Consider the following 13,068-nt stretch of genomic DNA (forward strand, 5'->3'; position numbering starts at 1 on the left):
TGTTTCCGGAAAACCACTGACGCGCGAGCACGTCAACACCGAAATGTGATTGCCGTCTAGCATAGACGAACAGGACTCGCAACACGCGAATCCGGCACTTTTGTGTAAGATTTGCCGCCTTTCGCGGTCAAAAAAGTCGCATCCACCGCAGCGATGCTATCTTCCCCTGCGCAGCCTGCACGTCAGAAGTGCAGAACAGAGCTCTTTCCGATCAGGAAATGAAGCCGAAAGCGTAGAGCAGCGGACCTGCTGCAAGCACGAACTCCACCAGCGCTGCGAGACCGCCATAGAAGCGTCCGCCGCTCGGTCCGCCCTTGCGCCCACCCGCATCCGACATCATCGAAATGAAGCGTCCGAACAGCGCAAATCCCCAGACGGAACCCAATACGACCCAGAGGAATGGCTGCGCGAAAACGAGGCATCCGATCCCCACGCCGAGATAGGGTCCGGCGAGCGTCGCACGGATGGAACCGTAACCTTCGGGACGGCCATTGATCGGCTGCAGCCGCAACAGCTTCATCGTTATGCCGGGCGCAAAAAGCATGACAAGACCAGCAAGCGCCGTGATGGCGGCAGAGCCCCAGGCAAGCCATTCTCCGGTCGTGGCAGGAAGATAGAATTCCATCGCAATTACCCTCGTCGTTTCTTGCCGTATAAGCATGTCTCCCAAAAGTGGGAACCGGTTTTGGGATCAAGACATGCGGAGAGATAATCAGATAGAATATTCCCCACAATCAAACCAAACTGGAAATCTGTAGCGGAATTTTCGGCTATCTTCCACGCCTTTGCATCTCAAAGGCATGTCAAAGGAAGCTTTGCGGATCGATATCCACCTGCACCCTTATCGAGCCTTTTTCCTTCGGCCCGGCGGCGAGCAAGACGCGGATAAATCCTTGAATGTCGGCGCGTTTGGTCCCGTGCACCAGAATGCGGAAACGGTGTCTTCCCCGCACGAGCGCAAGCGGTGCCTCGGCGGGCCCGAGCACGGAAATCTCCGGGGATGAGGGTGCCGCACGGCGAAGCGCACGCGCATGATTTTCGGCTTCGGGCCGGTTGTCCGCGGAAATAATCAACGCGGCGAGCCGCCCGAAAGGCGGCAAAGTACTGCGTTCGCGCTCCTCAATTTCACGGGCATAGAATGCGCCTGCATCGCTGCTGACGATTGCCCGCATCACCGGATGATCCGGCTGGTAGGTCTGGATCAGTCCGAGGCTCTTGCGACCGGTTCGACCGGCACGTCCAGTCACCTGATTGAGAAGCTGGAAGGTACGCTCAGCCGCGCGGGGATCGCCATTGGCAAGCCCCAGATCGGCATCCACGACACCCACCAATGTCATGTTGGGAAAGTTATGCCCCTTGGCAACAAGCTGCGTACCGATCACGATATCCGCCTCGCCATTTGCGATAGCATCGAGTTCCAGCCGCAGCCGCTTCACGCCGCCTGCCATATCAGACGAAAGAACTATGATTCGCGCTTCGCTGAACGTTGCCGCGACTTCTTCCGCGATGCGCTCCACACCCGGACCGCAGGCGACCAGATGATCCAGGGTGCCGCATTCGGGACAAGCCTCCGGCACCGGCTCATGATAGCCGCACTGATGACACATCAGCTGCCCGCGAAAACGATGTTCCACGAGCCAGCTTGAACATTGCGGACATTGAAAGCGGTGGCCGCAGACCCGGCACAAGGTCAAAGGCGCGTAACCGCGCCGGTTGAGGAACAAAAGCGCCTGCTCTCCGCGTTCCACCGTCCTGCCGACAGCTTCGGTCAGTGCGGGCGACAAAAACCGGCCCGGCGGTGGCGGAGAACGCCGCATGTCGATGGTCTTCAGATCGGGCAGTGCGGCTTCCGCATAGCGACCATAAAGCTTGATTCGCTTGTAACGCCCCTGCTCCGCATTGACCTGACTCTCGATGGATGGCGTGGCCGATGCCAGCACCACCGGAAAGCCGCTGATATGGCCGCGCACCACCGCCATGTCGCGCGCATTGTAGAAGACCCGGTCTTCTTGTTTGTAAGCCGGATCATGTTCTTCATCGACAACGATCAGCCCCAGTTCCTTGAAGGGCAGAAAGAGCGCCGACCGCGCCCCTGCCACCACCCGCACCGTACCCTCGGCAATCTGCCGCCAGACGCGCTCCCGGGTGCGGGGTGCAAGGTCGGAATGCCATTCGGCAGGCTTTGCCCCAAAACGATCGTGGAACCGGTCGAGAAACTGTTGTGTCAGCGCGATCTCAGGCAGGAGAATCAGCACCTGCTTGCCTTGCTCGATCGCCTTGGCAACGGCTTCGAAATAAACCTCGGTCTTGCCCGATCCGGTCACGCCATCGAGCAGTGAAACCGAAAAACAATCGGCTTCGACAGCTTCCGACAGCATTTCAGCCGCCGCCTGCTGGTCTTCCGAAAGCGTGGCCCGTGCATAGTCGATATCGGGCTTTGCCACCACGGCTGGCGGCGGCAGCATGACTTCCTCGAAAATACCTTGCGTCTTCAACCCGTCCACGACCGTCATGGAGACACCCGCCGCATGGGCAAGGCCGGATCTGGTCCATGCAAGCCCGTCGCGGGCAAGCTCCATCACCCGCGACCTCGCTTCGGTCATACGCTCCGGTTCACCGCCGGAATAGCGAAGACCCGGCACCGATGGTTCGGGATCAAATGCAGCTGGCACACGCAGGACCATGCGCGCCACCATGCCTGGCGGCGAAAGCGTGTAGTCAGCTGCCCAGCGCATGAAGCGCAGCATGTCGGCTCCCACCGGCGGGCAGTCGAAAACTTCGGAAATCGCCCGCAACTTTCTGGCGTCAACGGCGTCGGTTTCCCCCTCACAGACGATCCCCGCCACCTCACGAGGTCCGAGCGGCACGCGCACGATCGATCCGGGCTGGACGTTCATCCCTTCCGGAACCATATATGAATAAGGCCGCTCCGCGGGCATGGGCACGAGTACGGGAACGACCCGTGGTGCGAGCTCCGGAAACAGACCAGAAATGGGGTTTGCAATATCGTGCGAATCTTTCGACATGATCGCGTGACCTTGGCGCGGCTTTGCGCTAAAGAAAAGCCACCTTCCGGGAATTAAATGGTTTTAAATTCCTCAAATCCACCCGCGCTCATTATGGAGGAACGCTGTTATGAAGTTTTTCGTGGACACTGCGGACGTCAAGGAAATCCGCGAGCTCAACGACCTTGGGCTGGTCGATGGCGTGACCACCAACCCGTCCCTCATCCTGAAGTCGGGTCGTGACATTATCGAAGTGACCAAGGAAATCTGCAACATCGTCAAGGGCCCGGTTTCTGCCGAGGTTGCCGCGACCGAATATGAGCAGATGATGAAGGAAGCCGCCGTCATCGCCAAGATCGCTGACAATATCTGCATCAAGCTGCCTGTAACCCTCGACGGACTGAAAGCCTGTAAGGCTCTGTCTTCTGATGGTCACAAGGTCAACATGACGCTCTGCTTCTCGGCCAATCAGGCGCTTCTGGCAGCCAAGGCCGGCGCGACCTTCATTTCGCCGTTCATTGGCCGTCTCGACGATACCGGCATCAACGGCATGGAGCTGATTGCCGAAATCCGCACGATTTACGACAATTACGATTACCGCACCGAAATTCTTGCCGCTTCGGTTCGCACCGTCAATCATGTCAAGGAAGCAGCCCTCATCGGCGCCGATGTCGTGACCGCGCCTCCGGCAACGCTCAAGGCACTGGTCAAGCATCCGCTGACCGACAAGGGCCTCGAAACCTTCCTCGCCGATTGGGCGAAGACCGGTCAGAAGATCGCCTGATCGACGATTTTCAGAGACATGAAAAGGCGGGCCATCGGCTCGCCTTTTTTATTCCAGCACCGTTTCCCCGTCCTGCTTGCTCACCCGGATCGGTCTTGCGCCGCATTGCTCCGCAATGGCACTGGCAAGAGCGGCTGAATGAGTCACCACCCATATCTGGCTGCGTTCGGATGCCTGCGCGATCATGCGGGCAAGTGACGGGATCATATCGGGATGCAGGCTTGCCTCCGGCTCGTTGAGCGCGATCAGTGGCGGCAGGCGATAGGAAAGCAGTGCACCCGCCAGAGCCAGCAGGCGAATCTGTCCATCGGACAATTCTCCGGGGCGAAATGTTCGCGGCGGGAAAGCCGGGAAATTCAGGCCGAAAGTCGCCGTTTCTTCCGGATAGGGAACGACCAGCTTGGCACCCTCCAGCGCGTCGGCAACCAGACGATCAAGGTCGACCGTATCCTGCCGGATATGGGCAAGCGTGGCAAAGACGGAGGCAAGATTGCCACCGTCCTCGTCCAGCATCGCGGCAGTTGCGGCTATGGACGGCTGACGCACCGGCGCATCACGGTCGCTTCGAAAACCGTGGTAAAAGCGCCAGCCACGTATCTGCGCGGAAAGATCGCCTATCTCCGGATAATGGCCGGATTGCCCAAGCACTGCCAACCCGCTTTCCGAAGTCAGCAGGCGCGCCGGGTGCTCCATGCGCCGCCCTTCCCCGTCCCGCGCGAAAACCGCAGGTCCGCGCCGATCCATCAGATCCACGGGGCGACGACCGGTATCGAGATTGAGCTGTTCTTCCTTGATCTGCGGCTCGAAGGGAAAGGCACCGGAAACCGGCGGCGGCAGACCTGCCTCGACACGATAGGAAAGACGCGAGGCGAGCCGCTCGTCTTCAAAGTCCGCTTCCAGAATGATGCGCGCCGATTCGTGCTTACGGCGATTGCCGCTCCACATGGCCGATTGCATCCCGCCTTCGCGCACCACTTCAGTAGAGAGATTGCCCTCCGCCACCGCCTTCACCAGTTGCAACGCCCGATAGAGATTGGATTTTCCGGCACCATTCTCGCCAACGAAAACCGTCACCTGTCCGAGATCAAACCGGACGGAACGCAGCGAGCGATAGCCTTTGGCAGAAAACGAAACGAGACGCATGGTTTGATCGGGCCCCTGCAAATGAAAAGGCGGCGTGAAATCCACACCGCCTTTATAGCCGCCTGTCAATTTGAGACTAGAGCATTTCCAGTTTAAATTTAATCGTTGAAAATACTCTATCTTTTTGTTTTTACGCATTATCCTACGCAAAACCGCTTCGCACTTTTGCTGGAAATGCTCCAGCTTATTCCCACTTCATCTCGCCCTTGATGACCTTTGCACCGAGTTCCAGGCTGCTTTCACCGCCAAGATCAGGATAACGCTTCTTCATTGCTGCGATCAGTTCGCCGCTATCCTTGGCTTTCGCCGCTTCCTCGTCGAAGGCCGCGATATAATCGCGGGTGAACTTGATTGCCGAAACATCCGTCACTGAACCGGGCTTCATATGCGCCGGAACAACCACTTCAGGATTGCGTGCAGCAATCGTATCGAGATTTCTGATCCAGGCCTCACGCTGGGCAAGATCGGGCGTATCGGCAAGCCAGACATGCTCGCCTGCCGTTGTCAGAACACCGCCAAACACCGCCTTCAATGAAGGCACCCAGAGATAACGCCTGTTCGTCATGCCTTCGGCGGGAACGATTTCAATCTCATTGCCCTCAAGCTCCAGCGCCTTCACATCGGAAGCTTCGGGAATAACGACATCCGACAGTTTCTGCGGGCCATTGTCCTTGAGTTGCGGACCCCAGACCTTCAATTTCGCCTCGATATTACCCTTGATCGCATCGACCGTTTCAGGGGCCGCGATGATACGCGCATCGGGAAAAGCGGCCTTGACCGGGCCAAGGCTGAAATAATAGTCCGGATCGCTCTGGCTCACATAGATCGTGGTCAGCTTCTTACCCGTTTCCTTGATCTTCTCGGCAACCGCCTTGCCGTCCGAAAGCGTGAAGCCGCCATCGAGCAGGATCGCTTCCTTGTCTCCGGTCAGAAGGACAGGCGTACGATTGAAGCCATTCTCATCCGCCTGGAAGTATTGCCATTGCAACGGCGCTGCCTTTTCCTGTGCCATCGCAGGACCGGCAACCGCCAGCCCGGCCAAAATCGCGAGACTGCCCATCGTCGTGGAAAACCGCTTCATCCAACTACTCCTGTAAAAACTGGTTTGAACCAGCGGACGCATCATGCGCTCGCAGAAGCATTCAGGTTGCTAATCACTCCAGGAAAAACAAGAAGACACATGAATGTTGGGTAGGCACAGCAATGTTACCTTCCTGAATTCATTACTAATTATCCAACCTCTAAAACAAAAAAAGCGGCACCTTGCGGCACCGCTTTTCGATGTCAGGTCGAAGCCCGATCAGAGCTTCGACAATTTCTGCGCCAGAGCGAGGAACACCTGTTCGGCAAGTTCTTCGGCAGCGCGCTTGCGCGCATCGCGTTCGGCACGCAGGTTTGCGAACTCCTGACGCGGACGGTCGAAGGAAGCGCCAACCGTGCGGGTGCCAGCGGCAAGCGGCTTGCCGTCCTTGTCACGCAACACGAAGTTCGACGTTGCCTTGACGATACCAGCCGATGGACGACCTGTACGGTCGGTCTGATCGCCAATATCCACACTCACCGCGGAGATCGTATTGCTGCTCAGACCAAGACCAAGCCGATAGGTCGGGTTGGCCGGTTCACCGGCGCCACCGCCAAGCAGGAAGATCAGGCGATTGCGGACCTGCTGCTGAAACACATCGCCAGCCGGATCGATGGCCACCGAAGCAAGCTTGGTGCGCATGTCCGGCGTCACGCTGCCGCCTATGGTTCCACCGGCACCAGCGCCGGAGGAGTAAAGCGGCTGCACGGTGCATCCAGCCATCAGAACCGCGGCCCCGAGTGCGAAAAACGCAACCCGGAAAGCTTTGATTGCGGAGAAAAAGCGGTCAGGCAACGACATTGACGATCCTTTGCGGCACCACGATAACCTTCTTCGGCGAGCTCCCGTTGAGCGCAGCCTTGACGAAGTCAAGTTCGAGCACCGCCTGCTGGATGCTAGCTTGATCAGCGTCGCGGGCGATTGTCAAATCCCCACGCTTCTTGCCGTTGATCTGCACCGGCATAACGATCTCGTTTTCCACCACCAATGCCGGATCGAATTCCGGCCAGGCACTGCGGGCAACCAGCGTTTCACGACCGGCAATCTTCCCGCCCAGCGCGGCCAGGCACTGTTCAGCCAGATGCGGCATCATCGGCGCCAGCATCAGGATGAGCTTTTCGGTGACGTCACGGACAGCACTCTTCAACTCGTCATCCGCATTACCAGAAGCCACCTGCTGCAGGGATGCAGCAGCCGTGTTGACCAGCTCATAAAGACGGGCAACCCCACGGTTGAAGGCGAGCTTCTCGATATCGTCACCGACAGCCTTGACCGCCTTGTGCGCAGCCTTGGAAACGACAAGCGCTTCACCCTGCGTCCCGGTCTTGGGCGCAACGTCCTTCAGATGTTCGGCAGCTTCCGCCACCAGACGCCAGACGCGCTGCACAAAACGATGGGCGCCTTCGGCACCGGCTTCCGTCCAGATCACGTCACGCTCGGGTGGCGAATCAGACAGCATGAACCAGCGCGCCGTATCAGCACCGTAGGAAGCGATAATGTCATCCGGATCGACAACATTCTTCTTCGACTTCGACATCTTCTCGATGGAACCGATTTCCACCGGCTCGCCGGACGAGAGCAAGGTCGCGCTGCGCTTGCCGTCGGTTTCCTCGATGCGAATGTCGGCAGGTGCCACCCACTGGCCGTTGGCCTTGTAGGTTTCGTGCACCACCATGCCCTGCGTAAACAGGCCCTTGAACGGCTCATCGATGCCGACGTGACCGGCCACCTTCATCGCGCGGGTGAAGAAACGCGAATAGAGCAAATGCAGGATCGCGTGTTCGATACCGCCGATATACTGATCGACCGGCAGCCAGTGATCGGCAACCTTTCGGTCGGTCGGCTCGTTTTCCCAAGGCGCCGTAAAGCGCGCATAGTACCAGGACGAATCGACGAACGTATCCATCGTATCCGTTTCACGGCGCGCATCGGCTCCGCATTTCGGGCACTTCACATGGCGCCATGTTGCATGACGGTCGAGCGGATTGCCCGGACGGTCGAACTCGACATCGTCCGGCAGCTTGACCGGCAGATCGGCGCGCGGCACCGGATTGACGCCACAGCTTTCGCAATGGATCATCGGGATCGGGCAACCCCAATAGCGCTGGCGCGAGATGCCCCAGTCACGCAGACGGAACTGCACCTTGCGGCTTGCCTGCGGGCTGTTGCCGAGACTGGTCTGTTCCAGACGATTCGCCACCTCATTGAAGGCGGCTTCCGGTGTCATGCCGTCGAGGAAGCGTGAATTAATCATCACACCATCGTCGCCATACGCCGTATCGGTGATCGCGAAAGTCGCAGCATCTTCGCCTTTCGGCATCACAACAGGCACAACCGGCAAGCCGTATTTGTTTGCGAAGTCAAGATCGCGCTGATCGCCAGACGGGCAGCCGAAGATCGCCCCGGTGCCATATTCCATCAAAACGAAATTGGCGACATAGACGGGCAATTCCCAGTTCTCATCGAACGGATGCCGAACCTTAACGCCCGTGTCGTAGCCCTTCTTCTCGGCCGTTTCGAGTGCTGCCAGCGACGTGCCTGCCTGATGGCATTCGGTGATAAAATCGGTCAGGGCCTGATTGCCCTCAGCCAGCGTTCTGGCCAACGGATGATCGGCAGCGATTGCCAGGAACGATGCGCCAAACAGCGTGTCCGGACGGGTCGTGTAAACTTCAACTTCCGAGAAGCCGGCAGGGGCAGTCTTAGCGTCCAGCGCGAAGCGGACCTGCAGGCCTTCCGACTTGCCGATCCAGTTGCGCTGCATCAGGCGAACCTTTTCCGGCCACTGGTCGAGCGTATCAAGACCGGCCAGCAATTCCTCGCTGAAATCGGTGATCTTGAAGAACCACTGTGTCAGTTCACGCTGTTCGACCAGCGCACCCGAACGCCAGCCGCGACCATCCACCACCTGCTCGTTGGCAAGCACGGTGTTGTCGACCGGATCCCAGTTGACCTTGGAGGTCTTGCGCGTCACCAGCCCCTTTTCAAAAAGGTCGATGAACAGCATCTGCTGGCGATGATAATATTCCACATCGCAGGTCGCGAATTCACGCGCCCAGTCGAGCGAAAGACCCATCGATTTGAGCTGGCTGCGCATCGTGGCGATGTTCTGGTAGGTCCATTCTTTCGGATGAACCTTGTTCTGCATCGCTGCATTTTCCGCAGGCATGCCGAACGCGTCCCATCCCATCGGATGAAGCACGTTGAAACCCTTGGCGCGCTTGTAACGGGCGACAACATCACCCATCGCATAGTTGCGCACATGGCCCATGTGGATGCGCCCCGATGGATAGGGGAACATCTCGAGCACATAATATTTCTCGCGGCTGTCGCTATTGTCGGTTTCGAAGGTCCGGTCTTCTTCCCAGACTTTCTGCCAATGAGCTTCCGCCACGCGCGGATTATAACGTTCGGCTGCCATGACCGTATTTACTCGTACGAAGGTGATGCAATAAGGAGAGTCGATGTTTAATGGCGACCTTCACCACGTATTGGCGAAAGCGTCAACCTTTTGCGGATGAAAAGCCTGAAAGCGAGAGTTTCATGTCAGATATCGTAGCGAACCTGAACACGGTCAAGGCCGCAATCGCCAATGCCGAAGAGGAAGCACAGCGCGACAAGGCTTCCGTGACGCTCGTCGCCGTATCGAAAACCTTCGATGCCGAAGAAATTCGCCCGGTCCTCGACGCAGGCCAGCGCGTCTTCGGTGAAAACCGCGTGCAGGAAGCACAAGCCAAATGGCCGGGACTGCGCGACGATTATTCCGGCATCGAACTGCATCTCATCGGCCCGCTGCAATCCAACAAGGCCGCCGATGCCGTCGCCCTCTTCGATGTCATCGAAACCGTCGACCGTGAAAAGATCGCCGCAGCTCTCGCTGTCGAGATCAAAAAGCAGAACAAGGCCCCAAAGCTCTACGTGCAGGTGAATACCGGACTTGAAGAACAGAAAGCCGGCATTGCGCCGAAGGAAGCCGTCGCCTTTGTCGAGCGCTGCCGCAAGGAACATGGCCTCGCCATCGAGGGGCTGATGTGCATCCCGCCTGCGGATGAAAATCCGGGGCCGCATTTCGCGCTTCTGGAAAAGCTCGCCCGCGAGGCACAGGTCGAAAAGCTCTCCATGGGCATGTCGGGCGATTATGAAACCGCCATCGGTTTCGGCGCGACATCGGTGCGTGTCGGCTCGGCCATCTTCGGCGGACGGAGCTATGCCGACCCCGCGTGAATTGTCACCCCTACTGTTTGTTTTTGTCGCATTATCCTACGCAAAACTGCTTCACACTTTTGCTGGAAATGCTCCTAATGCAGGACGATCTCGCCCTGCACATTCCTCCAGTCCGAGGGGCCAAGCAGCCGGAAATGCGTATAGCTGACCGAATGCAACGGCCCGTCGATTTCCCGATTCCAGAATTCGATGAAATGATTGAGCACCGGAAAATCGGGCGCGAGGTCATAATCCTGCCAGACGAAAAGCTGCAGCAGATGCGGGTGATCAGGCAAGTGGTAGAAAACTTTCGCCGTCGTCAGACCATAACCGGCGAGCTGGAGTTCGAAGGCTGACTTTGCGTTCAAAGCGGACGTCGTCATGGCGATTTCCCCTTTTTGTGAAGAGCCTTATTGTCAGGCTCCTGAATAGGAGATAATCACTCCAAATGGTTTTTAAACTGTAAAAACAATATATTAGCACCATTCGACAGCGAGTGCTGCCAGTTGCTATTTCTGACGATGCGTCATTGTGGATCATAGACGCGCCGATTGTCTAATTTACCTTGCCCGCAATGGAAGGTAGACAGGGCACCCGATGGTCTCGCCTTTCACGGTGGACCGTCTCATCCGGCGGGAGGTGCCGGTCAGTTTTTGGGTGCATTTATACGAGCGGGATATCGTCCGGCTCGCGGAATGCTGAAGGAGGAAATCATGTCGGAAAAGCTTTACCCGGTCCTTGCCGAGGCAAAGAGAAACACGCTCATCGACAACGCAACCTATCTCGAATGGTATCAGGAAAGCGTGAGCGACCCGGACAGCTTTTGGGCAAAGCACGGACGGCGCATCGACTGGTTCAAGCCCTTCACCAAGGTCAAGAACACCGATTTCAACGGCGACGTATCCATCAAATGGTATGAGGACGGCGTTACCAACGTTTCCTATAACTGTATCGACCGCCACCTGAAGAGCCGTGGTGATCAGGTTGCGATCATCTGGGAAGGCGACAATCCCTATATCGACAAGAAGATCACCTATCGCGAATTGCATGAGAATGTCTGCCGCCTCGCCAATGTGCTGAAGAAGCACGGCGTTAAGAAGGGCGACCGCGTCACGATCTATCTGCCGATGATCCCGGAAGCGGCTTATGCGATGCTGGCCTGCGCGCGCATCGGCGCTGTGCATTCCGTCGTCTTCGCCGGTTTCTCACCGGAAGCACTTGCCGGTCGTATCGTCGACTGCGAATCCACTTTCGTCATCACGGCCGACGAAGGCGTGCGCGGCGGCAAGCCGGTTCCGCTGAAGGAAAACACCGATACCGCCATCGACATTGCGGCCAAGCAATATGTCATGGTCAACAAGGTTCTCACCGTGCGCCGCACCGGCGGCAAGGTAAGCTGGGGACCGGGCCGCGATCTCTGGTATCATCAGGAAGTTGCTAGCGTCGAACCGACCTGCGACCCGGAACCGATGAATGCGGAAGACCCGCTCTTCATCCTCTACACCTCCGGCTCCACCGGCAAGCCGAAGGGCGTGCTGCACACAACCGGCGGCTATCTCGTCTATGCATCGATGACGCATCAATATGTCTTCGACTATCATGACGGCGACATCTACTGGTGCACGGCGGATGTGGGCTGGGTGACAGGTCACTCCTATATCGTCTACGGCCCGCTCGCCAACGGCGCGACGACATTGATGTTCGAGGGTGTGCCCAACTTCCCCGATCAGGGACGTTTCTGGGAAGTCGTCGACAAGCATCACGTCAATATCTTCTACACTGCGCCTACGGCCATCCGCGCCCTGATGGGCGCCGGCGATGAATTCGTCACCCGCTCGTCGCGTTCGACGCTGCGCCTGCTCGGTTCGGTTGGCGAGCCGATCAACCCGGAAGCCTGGGAATGGTATTACAACGTCGTTGGTGACCAGCGGTCGCCGATTGTCGATACATGGTGGCAGACGGAAACCGGCGGCATTCTCATCACCCCGCTGCCCGGCGCAACCGACCTCAAGCCAGGTTCGGCAACACGACCGTTCTTCGGCATCAAGCCGGAACTGGTCGATAATGAAGGCGCTGTCATTGAAGGTGCGGTGGACGGTAATCTCTGCATCATCGACAGCTGGCCGGGCCAGATGCGCACGCTTTACGGCGATCACAAGCGCTTCATCGAAGCCTACTTCTCGACCTATAAGGGCAAGTACTTCACCGGCGACGGCTGCCGTCGCGACGAAGACGGTTACTACTGGATCACAGGCCGCGTCGATGACGTGCTCAACATTTCCGGCCATCGCCTCGGCACGGCAGAAATCGAATCGGCACTCGTCTCGCATCACTCGGTTTCAGAAGCCGCTGTCGTGGGCTATCCGCATCCGATCAAGGGACAGGGCATCTATTGCTACGTCACGCTGATGACCGGCGAAGCAGTTCAGGACGAAGACGCCCTGCGCAAGGAGCTGACCCAGCACGTGCGCAAGGAAATCGGTCCTATTGCCACGCCGGACAAGATCCAGTTCTCGCCGGGCCTGCCGAAAACCCGCTCGGGCAAGATCATGCGCCGCATCCTGCGCAAGATCGCCGAAGACGAGTTTGGTGCACTGGGCGATACCTCGACGCTGGCCGATCCGGGCGTCGTGGACGACCTGATCGAAAATCGCCAGAACAAGAAATAATAAAAAGCCCCGGGAAACCGGGGCTTTTTTAACAACGCGGTCTGAGAAGGCGCCCAAGTTTGATGAGATTGTCGTCCTGCTGAGACGAAAATCGTGATCTTTGAGAACCGGAGCGGAGTGTACTTAAAAGTACATGAGCACCGGAAGCGCAGAAGAGCGCGATTTGCAGGCCAGCAGGGCGAC

10 protein-coding genes are annotated in these 13,068 nt (G+C 57.9%); 3 read left to right on the forward strand and 7 right to left on the reverse strand.

Features of this window, described 5'->3' with window-relative positions; translation table 11 throughout:
• Window positions 1-211: 211 nt before the first annotated feature.
• Together CES86_RS09230 and CES86_RS09235 are read right to left on the reverse strand one after the other, a co-directional pair.
• The gene (locus CES86_RS09230) at window positions 212-625 is read right to left on the reverse strand and encodes an AGROH133_08824 family phage infection protein (RefSeq protein ID WP_094514223.1); all 414 of its coding nucleotides are present in this window, start codon (window positions 623-625) and stop codon (window positions 212-214) included.
• A 178-nt stretch (window positions 626-803) separates the two neighbouring features.
• The gene (locus CES86_RS09235; RefSeq protein WP_094514225.1) at window positions 804-3,026 is read right to left on the reverse strand and encodes a primosomal protein N'; all 2,223 of its coding nucleotides are present in this window, start codon (window positions 3,024-3,026) and stop codon (window positions 804-806) included.
• A gap of 109 nt (window positions 3,027-3,135) precedes the next feature.
• On the opposite strand from CES86_RS09235, the gene fsa reads away from it, so the two are divergent.
• Window positions 3,136-3,789 carry a fructose-6-phosphate aldolase gene (fsa, locus tag CES86_RS09240; RefSeq protein ID WP_010661472.1) on the forward strand — a complete coding sequence of 218 codons (654 nt, stop codon included), beginning with the start codon at window positions 3,136-3,138 and terminating at the stop codon, window positions 3,787-3,789.
• Window positions 3,790-3,837: 48 nt separating this feature from the next.
• On the opposite strand, the gene CES86_RS09245 is transcribed toward fsa, so the two are convergent.
• The 4 genes from CES86_RS09245 to leuS form a co-directional block, all read right to left on the reverse strand.
• Window positions 3,838-4,932, reverse strand: a complete 1,095-nt coding sequence (locus tag CES86_RS09245) for an AAA family ATPase (protein ID WP_094514227.1) — start codon at window positions 4,930-4,932, stop codon at window positions 3,838-3,840.
• Between the two features lie 184 nt (window positions 4,933-5,116).
• Window positions 5,117-6,013 carry an MBL fold metallo-hydrolase gene (locus CES86_RS09255; RefSeq protein ID WP_094514228.1) on the reverse strand — a complete coding sequence of 299 codons (897 nt, stop codon included), beginning with the start codon at window positions 6,011-6,013 and terminating at the stop codon, window positions 5,117-5,119.
• A 219-nt stretch (window positions 6,014-6,232) separates the two neighbouring features.
• On the reverse strand, window positions 6,233-6,814 hold the full coding sequence (gene lptE / locus CES86_RS09260; RefSeq protein ID WP_010661475.1) for an LPS assembly lipoprotein LptE: 582 nt from the start codon (window positions 6,812-6,814) through the stop codon (window positions 6,233-6,235).
• Window positions 6,801-9,434 carry a leucine--tRNA ligase gene (gene leuS / locus CES86_RS09265; RefSeq protein ID WP_094514229.1) on the reverse strand — a complete coding sequence of 878 codons (2,634 nt, stop codon included), beginning with the start codon at window positions 9,432-9,434 and terminating at the stop codon, window positions 6,801-6,803. The genes lptE and leuS overlap by 14 nt, the downstream gene beginning before the upstream one ends.
• Before the next feature lie 122 nt (window positions 9,435-9,556).
• On the opposite strand from leuS, the gene CES86_RS09270 reads away from it, so the two are divergent.
• Window positions 9,557-10,237 (forward strand): YggS family pyridoxal phosphate-dependent enzyme, encoded by a 681-nt coding sequence (locus tag CES86_RS09270; protein ID WP_094514259.1) that lies wholly within the window; start codon window positions 9,557-9,559, stop codon window positions 10,235-10,237.
• A gap of 74 nt (window positions 10,238-10,311) precedes the next feature.
• On the opposite strand, the gene CES86_RS09275 is transcribed toward CES86_RS09270, so the two are convergent.
• Window positions 10,312-10,599: an usg protein gene (locus CES86_RS09275; protein WP_006471250.1), complete on the reverse strand. Its 288-nt coding sequence runs from the start codon at window positions 10,597-10,599 to the stop codon at window positions 10,312-10,314.
• Between the two features lie 330 nt (window positions 10,600-10,929).
• Between CES86_RS09275 and acs the strand changes: the two genes are divergently transcribed.
• The gene (gene acs, locus CES86_RS09280) at window positions 10,930-12,885 is read left to right on the forward strand and encodes an acetate--CoA ligase (protein ID WP_010661479.1); all 1,956 of its coding nucleotides are present in this window, start codon (window positions 10,930-10,932) and stop codon (window positions 12,883-12,885) included.
• The last annotated feature ends 183 nt before the right edge of the window (window positions 12,886-13,068 follow it).

Source organism: Brucella lupini (genome assembly GCF_002252535.1).
Classification (GTDB): Bacteria; Pseudomonadota; Alphaproteobacteria; order Rhizobiales; family Rhizobiaceae; genus Brucella; species Brucella anthropi.